Source organism: Mucilaginibacter xinganensis, from assembly GCF_002257585.1.
In the GTDB taxonomy this organism is placed as follows: Bacteria; Bacteroidota; Bacteroidia; order Sphingobacteriales; family Sphingobacteriaceae; genus Mucilaginibacter; species Mucilaginibacter xinganensis.
Genome location: NZ_CP022743.1, coordinates 2,250,051 through 2,265,443 on the forward strand (window position 1 = coordinate 2,250,051; position 15,393 = coordinate 2,265,443).

The following is a 15,393-nucleotide window of genomic DNA, read 5'->3' on the forward strand; positions in this document are numbered from 1 at the left end:
GGTATAAAGTTTCACCTTTATATCAAATATTGCTCTATAACATCCTCCGGGATCTTTAAGCCCCGGCCGGTTGCCATATCAATCATCACATAATCAAAATAGCCGTCGCAGCAAATTTTACCGGTTGCTTTATTGGTGATACTGAATTTTACGCGACAGCCTTTATCGTTTATGCTTTCGATGCCGGTTTTTACAATAAAGTAATCGCCCATGGTTAAGGCGCGTTTATAATCTACATACGCGGTGCGCACCACCCAGCCAAAGCCGCGCTCCAAAAATTTCTCCATGGCCATACCGTAACAGCGCTCCATTTGGTCATACCGGGCAGCCAGTACGTAATCAAAGTACTTGCTGTTGTGCACATGATGGAACATATCAATATCGTCAGGCCGGACACGGAATTCGGTTTCGAAAGTGGAGAGGGTGGGAGGTGTTTCCATAGGGCAAAGATAGTGAGTTAGTTGATTAGGTTGATTGAGTTTGATTGGGTTGATTAAGTTTGGATGAAATTTGCGTTAGCGATAGCAGCAGATACCGGCCTTGCGCCTAAGGCCTGTGGCGTATGAGCGGATAGCGAGGCCCGCTTCAATCAGCGGGAAACGCCCATATTTATTCGAACAATGATGAAAGGATTAAAAGATTATCTTAACTGGAAATGCGAATCCATCATGCGTCCTTTAATCCTTAATAAATGTAGGTTCAGGCAAAAACGCTGACAGGCGCGATGCTTTACATCGGTCTGCAATCCACTTAAAAACAACCAACCTCTACATCAATTATAACTACTAAACCCTTACAACCATTTCAATATTTAAAACCTAATCAACCCAATCAAACTCAATCAACTTATTCACCCTTACACTTGTATATTTCATAAACAAAACTTACCTTTGCACCCACAATTAATAGAGTTATTTACGCTTTAATATTATTCACGTAATGTATTTAAGTTCAGAAGCAAAGGCAGAGATCTTTGCAAAACATGGTAAAAGCGCTGCAGATACAGGTACAGCCGAAGGTCAGGTGGCATTGTTCACTTACCGCATTGCACATTTAACCGGTCACTTGAAAAAAAACAAACATGATTTTTCAACCCAGTTATCACTGCAAAAATTAGTAGGTAAACGTCGTGCATTACTTGCATACCTGTTCAAAAAAGACATTGAAAGATATCGTGCTATCATCAAAGCCCTACAGCTAAGGGATATCATCAAATAACTTTTCTTATTTTTTTATAAAAAGCCGTCCGATTTATCTGGATGGCTTTTTTACTTTTAACCATAATAAACTTACACGCAAAAATAAGCAGGCTTTAATAGCCTCAATGCCTTGAAAAAGCATTTATCCGCTGAAAAACAAATTATACACACACATAAAAACCGATGCGCTCCGAAAGATGAAAAGTGCATCACAACAAAAAAAAGATGAGTTTAAACGTAATTAAAAAGGTTATTGATTTAGGTGACGGCCGCACCATTGAGATCGAAACCGGTAAATTGGCCAAACAAGCCGATGGCTCTGTAGTAATTAAAATGGGTGATACCATGTTACTTGCTACCGTAGTATCATCGCCCGAAGCAAAAGAAGGGGTGGATTTTTTACCGCTTTCTGTTGACTACCAGGAAAAATATGCTGCCACCGGCCGTATCCCGGGTGGGTTTTTACGCCGTGAGGCACGTTTGTCAGACTACGAGGTTTTGATCTCGCGTTTGGTTGACCGCGCTTTACGCCCGATGTTCCCTGAAGATTATCACGCTGATACACAAGTGATGATCTCCTTAATTTCTGCCGATAAAGATATTATGCCTGATTGCCTTGCCGGCCTGGCAGCATCAGCAGCTTTATCAGTTTCAAACATTCCTTTTAACGGCCCTATTTCTGAAGTACGTGTTGCTAAAGTTGATGGTCAGTTAATTATCAACCCAACATTAAGCCAATTGGCTAATGCTACTTTAGAATTTATTGTAGCGGGTAGTGAGCATGACATCAACATGGTGGAAGGTGAATCGAAAGAGATCCAGGAAGCTGAGTTGGTTGAGGCGATTAAGTTTGCACACACCGCTATCAAAATCCAGTGTTTAGCTCAAAAGGAATTAACCATTGAAGTTGGCAAAACTGAAAAACGTGTTTACAGCCATGAGAACAGCAACGAGGATTTGAAAAAAGCCATCTATGCTGCCACTTACGACCAGGTTTATGCTATCGCTTCATCTGCATCAGCAAAAGACGAGCGTTCAGCTAAATTTAAAGAAGTACGTGACGCTTATATCGCTACACTAGGTGAGATAGATGACGTTACTAAATTCTTAGCCAAAAAATATTACCATGATGTAGAATATGATGCTATCCGTAACCTTGTATTAGACGAAGGTAAACGTTTAGACGGCCGTACCACTACCCAGATTCGCCCTATATGGAGTGAAATTGGTTATTTACCTGCTGCTCACGGTTCTGCTGTATTTACCCGTGGTGAAACACAATCATTAACCAGTGTTACTTTAGGTGCTAAGGATGATGAGCAAATGATTGACGGTGCGTTTATCAACGGCTATTCAAAATTCTTATTACACTATAATTTCCCTGGTTTCTCAACAGGCGAGGTTCGTCCTAACAGGGGAGCCGGCCGTCGCGAAATTGGCCATGGTAACTTAGCTATGCGTTCGTTAAAACAGGTATTGCCTGCTGATGACGAAAATCCATACACTATCCGTATCGTTTCTGATATTTTAGAATCAAATGGTTCGTCATCAATGGCTACAGTTTGTGCAGGTACATTGGCGCTAATGGACGCTGGTATTAAAATTAAATCACCGGTATCAGGCATAGCAATGGGTTTGATCACCAATGAAATGGGTACAAAATATGCTATCCTTTCTGATATTTTGGGTGATGAAGATCACCTGGGTGATATGGACTTTAAAGTAACAGGTACCGAAAAAGGTATTGTTGCCGTGCAAATGGACCTTAAAATTAACGGTTTATCATACGAGGTTTTAACCAATGCGTTAAACCAGGCTAAAGATGGCCGTTTACACATTTTAGGCGAAATGGCTAAAACCATTACTGCCCCGCGTGAAGACTACAAACCACATGCTCCGCGTATTGTTACCATCCGGATTGATAAGGAATTTATTGGTGCGGTTATCGGACCCGGTGGAAAAATTATCCAGGAAATGCAACGCGAAACCGGTGCCACTATCTCTATTGAGGAAGTTGGAAACCAGGGTGTTGTTCAGATCTTTGCCGATAATAAGGAAGCAATTGATAAAGCAGTTTCCCGTATTAAAGCTATCGCGTCAAAACCTGAAGTTGGTGAAATATACGAAGGTAAGGTAAAATCAATAATGCCTTTTGGTGCATTTGTTGAAATTATGCCGGGTAAAGACGGCTTGCTGCATATCTCTGAAATTGATCATCGCAGGATTGAAACAATGGATGGCATTTTTGAGATTGGCGACGAAGTGCGTGTTAAATTGCTCGACGTTGATAAGCAAGGTAAATTAAAACTTTCACGTAAGGTTTTACTGCCCCGCCCTGAAGCACCTAAAAACTAATAATTAGTGACCGGGGGTGTTGATAACTTATTGATTTTAACCCGGTTAACTATTTTTTATATGCCATTTTAAACATTAAAGCCCTCATTTTGAGGGTTTTAATGTTTAAGTAAATTATTTTTATTTTTTTAAAACAAAATATAACTTTTTCAACTTCATTAAGTTTGTAGTTAACTGATAAAACCGTTAAGTCCGATCCTTTACATAAAAAATGGCTTCTACTAATAACGATCCTTTAGATTTTATCAATAATTCACCGGGTATCCAATCTGGCTCACAGGCAGATTTAGTGCAGTTGTTGTTGTATGAAATTATCAGGGTAAAAGAATTAATTACTTATTACGATTCCATTCCGAACGGAGGTGGGCAGCTCGGCTCATCCATCCTTAATGAGCTCGTTTCTGAAGCTTATAATTCCCTTGTAAACTACGATACTATTTTAATGCAGAAGTATTATGATCTGTTGCTCAACTGTGATTGATGCTTCGCAGTGATTAGAGGCCAAAGATCAGCTATTAGTTTATGAAAGCTTGAAAAGAAATTTGCTTTCATAACCTTTACAACAACTACAACTCTTACAACCCTTTCGTAACCCACCTACTCTCCGCAAACGAACACCTGGTTGCATCAAAACCGAACGGTTTGTTTAAAGCTTTTAAATTATTTTGCTGATAATCAAATAAATGAAAAAATGGCATCGCATTGGTTATTTACAGTTAAGATAATTCTGGAACTTATAAATACATTGCAGTATGTTCAAAAATAATTTTAAAATAGCCTTCAGAAACCTTTGGCGGAATAAAAGTTTTTCGGCTATAAATATATTCGGACTAGCTATAGGGTTAGCTGTTTGTTTGCTGATTACCTTGTTTGTAGTTGATGAACTAAGCTATGATAAATATAACCTCAACGCCGATCGTATCTACAGGGTAAACGCTGATTTTAAAGTAAACGGCAGCCTTTTTTATGATAGGACTTCACCTGCACCAATGGCTGCAATTATGGTAAAGGAGTATCCTAATATTGAGCGGGCTGCGCGTATTAAAGATAATGGTAAGACCCTGGTAAAGAAGGGCGAACAGACAATAACTGAGGATAATAGTTTTTTTGCGGACGCGAACCTGTTTAAGGTTTTTACCCTGCCAATGATTGCAGGCGATCCGGGTACGGCGTTAAATGAGCCACACTCGCTGGTGATAAGCGAGCGAATTGCCAAAAAGTATTTTAACACCACCGATGTAATTGGAAAAACAATGCGTTTAGACAACACCACCGATTACAAAATAACCGGGGTAATAAAAAACACACCTGCGCAATCGCATATCCATTTTAGCTTTATTAAAGCAATGGCCGAGCGTACGGATAGGAACAATACGCAATGGACAAGTGAAAATTATACTACCTATTTACTAGCGCGTAACGGCACCACGCAAAATGACCTAAACAACTACCTTAAAGAAGCTTGCAAAAAATATGCTGAACCTGAATTAAAGCAGTTTATACATACATCAATTGCGGACCTGGATCAGAAAGGTGACCACTTCAGATTTGTGACCATACCCGTTACCCGGATCCACTTATACTCGGATGTAGCCCGGGAACTGGAACCCACAGGTAGTATTCAATACGTGTACATGTCAATTGTGATTGCTGTTTTAATATTGCTGATTGCCTGCGTAAATTTCATGAACCTCTCAACAGCCCGTTCCGCAGGCCGGTCAAAAGAGGTTGGCATAAGAAAGGTGCTGGGATCAAATCGTGGTTCGCTAATCAATCAGTTCCTGGTCGAATCAATTATCACAAGTTTTATTGCTTTGATTATTGCCTGGTTTATTGCATTATTACTGCTGCATTATTTTAACCAGCTGGCAGCCAAACAAATAAGCCTTAACTTATTTGCCGAGCCGTGGATTTTGCCTGCGTTGTTGTTTGCAACCTTAATTATAGGCTTAATGGCAGGCGCTTATCCAGCGTTTTTCATGTCGGCATTTCAACCCGTTCAGGTATTAAAGGGCAAGTTGGCATCTGGCTTTAAAAATAGCTTTTTGCGCAATGGTCTTGTGGTGTTTCAGTTTGTTACGGTTATTGTTTTAATTGTTGGCACACTGGTTATATATAGTCAGCTTAACTATATCCGTAACAAAAAATTAGGCTATAACCGCGAGCAGGTGTTTGTTTTGCAAAATATCTATTCGCTTGGTACCCACTCTAAATCCTTTAAGCAGGATGTGCTGAAACTGGCAGGTGTAAAATCTGTTACAATGTCGGGCTATTTACCTACATCAATAAACGACGACACTGAGGTTTACGGCAAAGATGCATCCATGAGCCCCGGCCAGGCAACTGCACTTTCAACATGGGACGTTGACGAAGATTATATCCCGACACTTGGGATGCAAATGGCTGCGGGCCGAAATTTTTCGAGAGAAATGCTAACAGATTCTACTGCTATAATCATCAATGAAACAGCCGTTGGTATGTTGGGCTTAAAAAGTCCTTTAAATAAAGTGCTCTACCAGGGTGGACACCGGTTTAATATTGTTGGTGTAGTAAAAGATTTCAATGCGGGCTCCCTGCGAACCAAAATTGCACCACTTGTAATGCGATTGGGCGAAGATAAGGGTGCAATGGCTTTCCGGATAGAAACGAAAAATATCCCTGCGCTTATAGCACAAGTAGAGGCACTTTACCGCGGCGCTGACGCAAACATGCAGACCCAGCCATTTACCTATTCGTTTATGGATGATGATTTTAATCACCTCTATCAATCCGAACAAAATACAGGCAAGATCTTTATGTCTTTTGCATTTTTTGCTATTCTGATAGCTTGTCTGGGTTTATTTGGCCTCGTTACTTACGCTGCCGAACAGCGTACAAAGGAGATCGGAATCCGAAAGGTATTAGGCGCTTCTGTAGTTAATATTGTAAGTATGCTGTCTAACGATTTTTTAAAGCTTGTCGGTATATCGGCCATCATCGCTTTCCCGGTTGCCTGGTGGGCCATGAGCCGCTGGCTGCAGGATTTTGCTTATCGTACCAGCATCAGTTGGTGGGTATTTGCAATAGCGGGCCTGCTTGCGGTTGTAATAACCATTACAACCGTAAGCTTCCGTGCAATAAAAGCTGCGCTGATGAACCCTGTAAAGAGTTTGAAGACAGAGTGAGTTGGTTAGAGATTAGGAAGTGGAGGTTAGGAAAAATGCTGATATAAAATATCGACAAAATCACTAATCTCCAATTTCCAAGCGCTAATCTCTAATCTCTAATCACTACCTTTGTACACATGAACCACCTGATAGCGCCCTCAATTTTAGCCGCCGATTTTGCCAACCTGCAACGCGATATTGAACTGATAAATAAAAGTGATGCAGACTGGATCCATGTTGATATTATGGATGGGATGTTTGTGCCCAATATTTCATTTGGTTTCCCGGTTGTTAGTGCTGTAAATAAGCATGCAACCAAGCCGCTGGATGTTCACTTGATGATTGTTGATCCTGACCGTTACCTGAAAAATTTTAAGGATGCCGGCGCCGCAGGAATGACAGTTCATATTGAAGCCTGCCCTAATTTACACCGCACTGTTCAATATATTAAAGAACTGGGTTGCAGGGCAGCGGTGGCACTTAACCCGCATACCCCCGTTGCTTTACTGGAAGACATAATAAGCAGCCTGGATATGGTTCTGATAATGTCAGTAAACCCTGGGTTTGGAGGGCAAAAATTTATCGAAAACACTTACAAAAAGCTTAGGGATATCAAAGCGCTTGCCAGGAGATACAACCCGGAACTTTACATTGAAGTAGATGGTGGAGTTGACAGTAGTAACGCTGAAAAATTAGTTGAAGCTGGTGCTAATGTGTTGGTTGCCGGTAACTCAGTTTTTTCGGCACCTGATCCAACGGTGGCTATCGCAAACTTGAAAAATTTGGGCAGCGCCGCCCGATCGTGATGTAAGGCTGATAATAAAGGCCCCAGATTTTTTTAATATTTAAAATTCTGAGGTTCAATTGTAATGCAATTGTATCATTTTTCAAAAAAAGCAAATAATCTCTATAAATATTGTCAAATTAATTAACTTCGGCCCATCTTTATACCGATTTGTTAATTAATCGTAATTGAACAAACCAATTTATAAACTAAATGAAACCATTGCAGGCTATAGCTCAACTCAAAGCATGCTTACGATAGCTTTCATTAATCATTGAAAAAATTAAATAAAATGAAACATAATTTTGGCGCCGGACCAGGCATTTTACCGCACGAAGTTTTAAAACAGGCAGCAGCGGCAGTTGTTGATTTTGGAGGAATCGGACTTTCTATATTGGAAATTTCACATCGTTCGCCTGAATTTGAATCTGTTTTAGACGAGGCTGTAAAACTGGTAAAGGAATTATTCAGTGTACCTGAAGGTTATTCTGTTTTATTTTTACAGGGTGGTGCCAGCACGCAGTTCGCTTTAGCACCGTACAACCTGTTGCCCGAAGGAGGTAAAGCGGCATATCTGGAAACAGGCGTATGGGCTAACAAAGCATTAAAGGAAGCTAAATTTTTTGGTGATGTTGAGATTGTTGCCTCTTCAAAAGATAAAAACTTTACTTATATACCTAAAGATTATAAGATCCCGGCTGACGCAGCATACTTCCACATCACTTCAAACAACACCATTTACGGAACACAGTTACAGCAGTTTCCTAAATCGCCGGTGCCAATGGTTTGTGATATGTCATCAGATATATTCAGCCGTAAAATTGATGTTGCTGATTTTGGTTTAATATATGCAGGTGCTCAAAAAAATATGGGTCCGGCGGGTGTAACGCTGGTGATTGTTAAAGATTCGCTTTTAGGTAAAACCGGCAGAAAGATCCCGGCAATGTTCAATTATCAGGTTCAGGTTGAAGGCGGCTCTATGTACAATACCCCGCCGGTATTTGCAATCTATGTTTCTATGCTAACCCTTAACTGGTTAAAATCAAAAGGGGGTGTTGAAGCCATTGAAAAAGAGAACATAGCCAAAGCCCGCGTTTTATACGAAGAAATTGACCGTAACCCATTATTCAAGCCCGTTTGCGAGGTTGAAGACAGGTCGCACATGAATGTTTGCTTTGTGATGGAAAATCCGGAACTTGAAAAGCCTTTTTTAAAGCTTTGCGACGACAAAGGCATAGTGGGAATTAAAGGCCACAGGAGTGTTGGCGGTTTCCGCGCTTCAATTTACAATGCGCTGCCTATAACCAGCGTGTACGTGCTGATTGACGCAATGCAGGAATTTGCTGAAAAAAATAAATAAGTGATTAGCGGTTAGCGACTGGAGATTAGTTAATATCTGCAGCTACCTAATCACTGATCTCCAATCACTAATCTCTAATACAAAATGATAAAAATATTAGCCAATGATGGCATCGATCCGATAGGCAAAAAAATGCTGGAGGATGCCGGTTTTTTTGTAGATACAAATAACATTCCGCAGGAAGAGCTTCCTGTAAAATTACAGGGTTACGATGCGATAACTGTACGTAGCGCCACTAAAGTTCGAAAAGCATTAATAGATGCCTGTCCTAATCTGAAGCTGATTGGCAGGGGTGGTGTAGGTGTTGATAATATTGATGTTGATTATGCCAAAGAAAAAGGCCTGGGCGTATATAACACGCCTGCTTCATCATCATTGTCGGTAGCCGAACTGGTATTTGCACAACTATTCGGTTGTGTGCGTTTTTTACCTGACAGCAACCGTAAGATGCCTGTTGAAGGCAACACTAAATTTAACGACCTTAAAAAAGCTTACGCTAAAGGTATTGAGCTGCGCGATAAAACTTTAGGTATAGTAGGTTTTGGGCGCATTGGCCGCGAGGTGGCTAAGATTGCTATTGGTGTTGGTATGAATGTATTGGCGTATGACCTTTATCCGTTTAGCCCCGAGCTGGAGCTTACCCTGGGCGGTGGTACAAAAGTTAAAGTAGCTGTTAAATCAGCAACACTTGATGAAATAATTAAAACGGCTGATTTTATTACACTGCACACCCCCTTTGTTGACAAAGCGTTAATTGGTGCGGCAGAGTTGGCTCAAATGAAAAAAGGCGTGGGCCTGGTGAATATCTCCCGTGGCGGTTTAATTGATGAGTTGGCTTTGGTTGATGCTTTAAACAGCGGCCAGGTTTCTTTCGCAGCATTGGATGTGTTTGACAACGAGCCAACGCCCCGTGAAGAAATAATCAAACATCCGAAGATTTCTTTAACACCGCACATCGGCGCTGCAACCAATGAGGCCCAGGAACGGATTGGTGTTGAATTGGCGAGCTTGATTATTGGGCACTTTAATAAATAATTGATACAATGTCGCGGTGAATTAGTTTGAATTTTACAACTTTTTGAAGCGCGAATTTCATATAAAGGCATGAATTGAACTTGATCAATTCATGCCTTTTTTGTTTAGGGAAAACTTACGAAAGCAAATAAGAAACGCCCTTTGCCGGTATGGTTACCGCATAACCTTCTCCCGTTAAAGCATCTGCCAAGGCCTGCATGCTGGATGTTTCTCCGTGTACCAAAAAAACATTTTTTAGTTTTGCCTTGTCCTGCTGTTTAACGGTATTAACAAGGTCATCATGATCGCCGTGAGCGCTTAGCACATCGGTTTGCTTAATGGTAGCGTAAACGGCAAGCTCGCGGTCTTTAATGTGTACAATGGGGTCTCCGCGTAGCAAACGATGCCCAAGTGTGCCTTTTGCGCAGTAACCGATAAATAATATGGTACAGTAGTAATTCTGGATGTTATAAAAAAGGTGATCCTGGATTCGCCCGCCCTCCAGCATTCCGGCTGATGAAATGATGATACACGGCTCGAAGTAATTAGAAACCTGGCGGCTGTCTTTAAGCGATTCAACATATTCCAGGTTGTCAAATTCAAACTCATCGCCCCGTTTACTGTAAAAGTCCTGCGCTTCCTGGTTCACCAGGTAATGGTATTTGCGAAATACCCCGGTTGAGCGGGTAGCCAGCGGGCTGTCAACAAACACCTTTACCGGTGGCAGCAAACCGCTGCTGAAGATCTTATTGAGCGAGTAAACCAATGATTGGGTACGCCCTATGCTAAACGCAGGGATTATCAGGCGGCCCTGCTCTTTAACACAGGCTTTTTCAATGGTTTCAACAAGTGCTTGTTCAACTGTTTTATCTTTGGTATGCAGCCTGCCGCCATAGGTGGATTCAGTTACCAGGTAGTCAACAGGCGGCAATGTTTGCGGATCATCCAGCACCGGGTAGTTTTTTCGGCCAATATCACCGGTAAATGCAATCGACTTTTCTACCCCGTCTTCAATTACTTTAAATACAGCAGCGGCGGCTCCCAATAAATGTCCTACAGGTATAAACGTTAGCTCAATACTGCCATTTATACGAAACGGTTTATTAAAACCGATGGTTACAAAGCGTTCCACGGTATCCATCACATGTTTTTGGAGATATAATGGTTGTGCGGCAGTGTTGAATTTTCCTTTCCGGTGTTTGCGCCCCTTGTCTGCCTTGCGCATAAATATATTTACAGAATCGAGCAGTAACAGTTCGGTCAGATCAGCAGTAGGCGGCGTGCACAAAATTTGCCCTTCAAATCCCAGGCGTACCAGCGTCGGTAAATTACCTGAATGGTCAATGTGGGCATGGGTGAGTATTACAACGTCTATTTCTTCAGGTTTAAAAAGAAAGTTTTCATTAGCCTGTATATTTCTGTCTTTTTCGTAGTCAAGGCCGCAATCTATCAATATTTTAAACTGTCCCACCTCAAGCAAATGCATGCTGCCTGTTACCTGTTGCGCAGCCCCGTGTATAGTTAATTTCATCGTGTCAGTTCAATCGTTTGCTGGCGCTATTACTTTATGGTTTTGTAGCATCTTAAACAGTTAAGATGTCAACAAAGTAATAAACCAATAAACCAAATGCAAACTTATTATTAATGTTGTAACATTTTATGCAGAAATGATGCCCGGTTTAAAGTTTTTACATAAGTAATAATGATTTAATAAGTTTTTAAGATAATTAATTTATTTTCGTGATGACCAGATAAATTAGCCATGATTAATCAAACTATTTACATAATAAATACCACAAAAGGGGAGTTGCACCTCACCATAACGCCGATAATTTCGAAACTGCCCACCGGCGATTTTTACGAAACCGGCGTGTATAAACTAACAGATGGTGTTACAGGAATGGGCGAAATAGCGTTTGACGAAAACAGGAATGAATGGACCTACGACGGTATAGATGAACTGAATTGGGAAGAAGCTGCCGAAGTTGCCGCATTCATAAAAAACTACAAAGATCCTGCCGGGGCCGATCCTGATGCGCTTCAATCTTAGTAATAATTGTTATTTTAACAATAATAATGTTAAACATAGTAGGATTTAATGGTTTAGGTGATTAAATTTAGCCACCAATTATCGCTAACCTAAAGATTACTATGTTCAAAAAGATCATTTTCATTGGATTATTGATGCTGCTTCGGATCGGGGTATCAGCTCAAAACACAGGGACTACGTTATTTGACGATAACTGGTTGTTTTACCGTGGCGGTGCCCTGAGCGCCGAAAATGAAAGCTACGACGATTCCAAATGGCGAAAAGTTGACCTTCCGCACGACTGGAGCATCGAGGACCTGCCAGGCACGTCGTCACCCTTCACTCAAAATGCTATTAGCCAGGTTGGCGGTGGTTTTACCGTTGGCGGAACCGCATGGTATCGTAAAACTTTTATCATCCCTGCAGCTCAAAAGGGGAAGCGTGTGGTGATTCTTTTTGATGGGATTTACATGAATGCCAGCGTTTTTATAAACGGGCACGATTTAGGTACACATCCATATGGTTATACCAGTTTTTGGTACGATATTACCGATAAGTTAAATATTGGCGGCAAGAATATTATTGCTGTAGAAATAAAAAATGAAGGACAAAATACCCGATGGTATTCCGGTTCGGGAATTTACAGGCATGTTTGGCTAAAAGTGACTGATCCTGTGCATATAGCCCAATGGGGAACAGCAATAACCACACCCGAAGTAACCGAAAAAAATGCCGGGATTGCCATTAAAACCAATGTATTGAATGAAAGCGCAACCGATGAAAAGATTAAGGTTATCACGAAAATAACAGACGGGAAAAACCATGAAGTGGCGCGATGTGAAGAAGAAGAGTTAGTTAAAACCGGAGCAGCTTATCAATTTACCAAGACTGTTAATATTGATAATCCTGATCTATGGTCGTGTGAATCGCCTGCGTTATATACCGCTGTTACTGAAGTTTATGCTGAAGGAAAATTAACCGATCAGCAAAAAAACACCTTTGGCATCCGTAAAATAACATTCGATACGGAGAATGGATTTCAGTTAAATGGGAAAACTGTTAAGTTAAAAGGTGGCTGTGTGCATAATGACAACGGGCCGCTGGGGTCTAAAACGTATGACAGGGCGGAAGAGCGAAAAGTTGAACTATTAAAAGCCAGCGGTTTTAACGCCATACGCTGTGCTCATAATCCGCCAGCTCCGGCCTTATTGGAAGCCTGTGACCGCCTGGGGATGCTGGTGATTGATGAAGCGTTTGACTGCTGGAAATACGGCAAAAATCCGTATGATTATCACCTGTATTTTAATGACTGGTGGAAAAAGGATATTACAAGCATGGTGATGCGCGACCGGAACCATCCGAGTGTGATTATGTGGAGCATAGGAAACGAGATCCAGGAAAAAGGAACACCCGAAGGCGCAGAAACCGCGAAGATTTTGGCTGCTTATACCAGGGGACTTGATCCTGCAAGGCCGGTAACTTCAGCAGTTAATGATCTGAGACCGGATAAGGACCCTTACTTTGCAGCTTTGGATATAAGTGGATATAACTACGCTGTAAACAGTTACGGTTACGAATCCAGTACCTATGAGGCTGATCATAAGCGAATCCCCGGCAGGGTTATGATGGGTACCGAATCGTTCCCGTTAGAAGCCTTTGGGAACTGGATGGAAGTATTGGATCATCCTTATGTTATAGGGGACTTTGTGTGGACATCATTTGACTATATTGGCGAGGCAAGTATAGGATGGCTGGGTTATCCGCAGGGTACCAGCTTTTATCCCTGGAACCTGGCTTACTGTGGTGATCTTGATATCTGCGGCTGGAAGCGCGCACAATCCTATTACCGTGATGCGCTGTGGAAAGAAAATCAGTTGTCCATTTTTGTGACATCGCCCAAACCTTCTTTTGCGCTCAATCCCAAAACTGCTTCATGGTCAAAGTGGAACTGGACCGACGTTGTTGCAGACTGGAATTGGAAGGGCTATGAAAATAAACCGCTAACGGTAAATGTAAATTCATCATGTGAGCAGGTAGAGTTGTTTTTAAATAATAAATCGCTGGGAAAAAAGGAAACCAACAGGGCTACCCGGTTTATGGCTTCATGGGCAGTGCCTTACCAGGCCGGTACATTAACGGCGATAGGATATAGCGGAGGCAAAAAAGTTAACACCTCGGTACTTTGTACTGCTGATGCACCCGCAAAAATTCAATTATCGGCAGACAGAACGAAATTAAAAGCAGATAACCAGGACCTGAGTTATATTACAGTTGAACTTGCTGACGCAAAAGGTAACTTAAATCCGCGTGCTGTTAACCAGGTGGATTTTAAGGTTAGTGGTGCCGGTACAATAGTTGGGGTTGGCAATGCTAACCCACGGAGCGTGGAGAGCAATCAGTTGCCCCGGCGCAAAGCCTGGCGCGGCAAATGCATGGTAATTATTAAAACCACTGGTAAAGCGGGTGCTATAACATTAACGGCGAGTGCAGCTAACCTAACCGGAAAAACCGTAATTTTGCATAGTTATTGAACTAAATACCCCCGGTATGGAAGAAATAGAAAACTTTTCGGATAAGATACACGAGCAAAGTAACGAACATGCACACCACATGTTAAGTGAGGGTAAAGAAAAGTGGGTGTTATATGTGGCGCTAACAACTGCTGTGTTTGCAGTGTTAGCGGCAATAGCGGGCCTTATGGCTGGTGCACACGCTGATGAAGCCATGTTGTCGCAAATGCGTGCATCAGATCAGTGGGCTTTTTACCAGGCAAAGGGTGTTAAATCTGAAATACTTATTTCCTCAAATAAAATCCTGGTAGCTATGGGGAAGCCGCCTGTTACCGAAGATTTAAACAAGGTAAAGGAAAATAAAGCAGAACAGGCTGCAATAATGGCTGAAGCGAAAACTTTTCAACAGGAAAGTGATGAACATACAGCCAAACACTCAACGCTCGCAAAAAGTGTAACCTTGTTCCAGGTTGCTATTGCTATTGGCGCCATATCTATCATAACCAAGCGAAAAGCACTTTGGTTGGGAAGTATGGGATTTGCAGCCATCGGACTGTTCTTTTTATTGGGCGGATTTCTGTAATACCAATACCTCAGCACCTGGGGATATCGCAAGTTTATGCATGTCGTGGTGGAATGCCGCTCTTTCGGATAGCTAATTTAAAGCAAACAAAAGTCCTTAAGTTAGATTTTGGCAAACCGGCCAGGAAGTATATAACGGCTTTAATTTTAAACACTGCTACCTGGTTTTATTTTGAGGTAAACGACGCGTAAATCGCGTGGTTTTACTAAATTATAGCCATTTAGTTAACCCCCAGTAATTAAATTGCTACCCTGCGAAACAACCCTTAGCGCCCTGAAAATATAATGACGAGATCATTCCTCCCGTGCAGGAGGAGGGCTCCGCTCTTTTTGATTTTGCTGTAAAGCAATAAAAGGCTGGGGGATGCGAGGTATTTGAACTGATGGCTAACTAAGCCGGCAACCAAATATCCA

At 41.6% G+C, this 15,393-nt stretch carries 12 protein-coding genes; 10 read left to right on the forward strand and 2 right to left on the reverse strand.

The window, feature by feature from the left end:
• Window positions 1-17 precede the first annotated feature (17 nt).
• A complete protein-coding gene (locus tag MuYL_RS09735) occupies window positions 18-440 on the reverse strand; it encodes an acyl-CoA thioesterase (protein WP_094570379.1) in 423 nt (140 codons plus the stop codon).
• Between the two features lie 499 nt (window positions 441-939).
• Here MuYL_RS09735 and rpsO point away from each other — a divergent pair, with 499 nt between their 5' ends.
• From rpsO to MuYL_RS09770, 7 genes are all read left to right on the forward strand, one after another.
• Complete coding sequence (gene rpsO, locus MuYL_RS09740; RefSeq protein WP_073400969.1) at window positions 940-1,218, forward strand: 30S ribosomal protein S15; 279 nt, start codon at window positions 940-942, stop codon at window positions 1,216-1,218.
• A 206-nt stretch (window positions 1,219-1,424) separates the two neighbouring features.
• Window positions 1,425-3,554 carry a polyribonucleotide nucleotidyltransferase gene (pnp, locus tag MuYL_RS09745; protein WP_094570380.1) on the forward strand — a complete coding sequence of 710 codons (2,130 nt, stop codon included), beginning with the start codon at window positions 1,425-1,427 and terminating at the stop codon, window positions 3,552-3,554.
• Window positions 3,555-3,765: 211 nt separating this feature from the next.
• Window positions 3,766-4,035: a hypothetical protein gene (locus MuYL_RS09750; RefSeq protein ID WP_094570381.1), complete on the forward strand. Its 270-nt coding sequence runs from the start codon at window positions 3,766-3,768 to the stop codon at window positions 4,033-4,035.
• A 271-nt stretch (window positions 4,036-4,306) separates the two neighbouring features.
• The gene (locus MuYL_RS09755) at window positions 4,307-6,718 is read left to right on the forward strand and encodes an ABC transporter permease (protein ID WP_094570382.1); all 2,412 of its coding nucleotides are present in this window, start codon (window positions 4,307-4,309) and stop codon (window positions 6,716-6,718) included.
• 119 nt (window positions 6,719-6,837) lie between these two features.
• Window positions 6,838-7,506, forward strand: a complete 669-nt coding sequence (gene rpe / locus MuYL_RS09760) for a ribulose-phosphate 3-epimerase (protein WP_094570383.1) — start codon at window positions 6,838-6,840, stop codon at window positions 7,504-7,506.
• Window positions 7,507-7,776: 270 nt separating this feature from the next.
• Window positions 7,777-8,844 (forward strand): 3-phosphoserine/phosphohydroxythreonine transaminase, encoded by a 1,068-nt coding sequence (gene serC / locus MuYL_RS09765; protein WP_094570384.1) that lies wholly within the window; start codon window positions 7,777-7,779, stop codon window positions 8,842-8,844.
• Between the two features lie 84 nt (window positions 8,845-8,928).
• Window positions 8,929-9,879 (forward strand): D-2-hydroxyacid dehydrogenase, encoded by a 951-nt coding sequence (locus MuYL_RS09770; protein WP_170309740.1) that lies wholly within the window; start codon window positions 8,929-8,931, stop codon window positions 9,877-9,879.
• Between the two features lie 115 nt (window positions 9,880-9,994).
• Here MuYL_RS09770 and MuYL_RS09775 read toward each other — a convergent pair whose 3' ends face one another.
• Window positions 9,995-11,389: an MBL fold metallo-hydrolase gene (locus tag MuYL_RS09775; RefSeq protein ID WP_094570385.1), complete on the reverse strand. Its 1,395-nt coding sequence runs from the start codon at window positions 11,387-11,389 to the stop codon at window positions 9,995-9,997.
• A 231-nt stretch (window positions 11,390-11,620) separates the two neighbouring features.
• On the opposite strand from MuYL_RS09775, the gene MuYL_RS09780 reads away from it, so the two are divergent.
• From MuYL_RS09780 to MuYL_RS09790, 3 genes are all read left to right on the forward strand, one after another.
• Window positions 11,621-11,908, forward strand: coding sequence for a hypothetical protein (locus tag MuYL_RS09780; RefSeq protein WP_094570386.1), 288 nt, complete (start codon window positions 11,621-11,623; stop codon window positions 11,906-11,908).
• 101 nt (window positions 11,909-12,009) lie between these two features.
• Complete coding sequence (locus MuYL_RS09785) at window positions 12,010-14,418, forward strand: glycoside hydrolase family 2 TIM barrel-domain containing protein (protein ID WP_094570387.1); 2,409 nt, start codon at window positions 12,010-12,012, stop codon at window positions 14,416-14,418.
• A 16-nt stretch (window positions 14,419-14,434) separates the two neighbouring features.
• Complete coding sequence (locus tag MuYL_RS09790) at window positions 14,435-14,980, forward strand: DUF4337 family protein (protein ID WP_094570388.1); 546 nt, start codon at window positions 14,435-14,437, stop codon at window positions 14,978-14,980.
• Window positions 14,981-15,393: the final 413 nt, after the last annotated feature.

Bases quoted from the DNA above. Each gene is read 5' to 3' on its own strand.
- MuYL_RS09735 (WP_094570379.1), bottom strand. From the start codon at position 440: ATGGAAACACCTCCCACCCTCTCCACTTTCGAAACCGAATTCCGTGTC.
- rpsO (WP_073400969.1), top strand. From the start codon at position 940: ATGTATTTAAGTTCAGAAGCAAAGGCAGAGATCTTTGCAAAACATGGT.
- pnp (WP_094570380.1), top strand. From the start codon at position 1,425: ATGAGTTTAAACGTAATTAAAAAGGTTATTGATTTAGGTGACGGCCGC.
- MuYL_RS09750 (WP_094570381.1), top strand. From the start codon at position 3,766: ATGGCTTCTACTAATAACGATCCTTTAGATTTTATCAATAATTCACCG.
- MuYL_RS09755 (WP_094570382.1), top strand. From the start codon at position 4,307: ATGTTCAAAAATAATTTTAAAATAGCCTTCAGAAACCTTTGGCGGAAT.
- rpe (WP_094570383.1), top strand. From the start codon at position 6,838: ATGAACCACCTGATAGCGCCCTCAATTTTAGCCGCCGATTTTGCCAAC.
- serC (WP_094570384.1), top strand. From the start codon at position 7,777: ATGAAACATAATTTTGGCGCCGGACCAGGCATTTTACCGCACGAAGTT.
- MuYL_RS09770 (WP_170309740.1), top strand. From the start codon at position 8,929: ATGATAAAAATATTAGCCAATGATGGCATCGATCCGATAGGCAAAAAA.
- MuYL_RS09775 (WP_094570385.1), bottom strand. From the start codon at position 11,389: ATGAAATTAACTATACACGGGGCTGCGCAACAGGTAACAGGCAGCATG.
- MuYL_RS09780 (WP_094570386.1), top strand. From the start codon at position 11,621: ATGATTAATCAAACTATTTACATAATAAATACCACAAAAGGGGAGTTG.
- MuYL_RS09785 (WP_094570387.1), top strand. From the start codon at position 12,010: ATGTTCAAAAAGATCATTTTCATTGGATTATTGATGCTGCTTCGGATC.
- MuYL_RS09790 (WP_094570388.1), top strand. From the start codon at position 14,435: ATGGAAGAAATAGAAAACTTTTCGGATAAGATACACGAGCAAAGTAAC.